We start from the raw sequence: 228 nt of genomic DNA on the forward strand, positions 1-228 counted from the left end.
GGCGTAGTGGTTCCGGCGCGACAGGCATATTCCCATTCTGCTTCACTGGGTAAGCGATAAACCCGTCCCGTTTTTTCTGACACTCGGCAACAAAATTCCACCGCATCGTGCCAGGTTACGTTTTCTACGGGTAAGTTCTCACCTTTGAAATCAGAGGGATTATTTCCCATCACTGCTTGCCATTGTGCCTGGGTTACCGGATATTTGCCCATAAAAAATTCCGGTACC

Annotated in this window: 1 protein-coding gene; it reads right to left on the minus strand. The window is 49.1% G+C overall.

Annotated features, from left to right (window positions below; all coding sequences use genetic code 11):
* On the minus strand, nucleotides 1-228 hold a 228-nt coding region (locus LKK83_RS31730; RefSeq protein ID WP_324628753.1), incomplete at both ends, for a formylglycine-generating enzyme family protein.

Source organism: Phormidium sp. CCY1219 (assembly GCF_035615515.1).
In the GTDB taxonomy this organism is placed as follows: Bacteria; Cyanobacteriota; Cyanobacteriia; order Cyanobacteriales; family Laspinemataceae; genus CCY1219.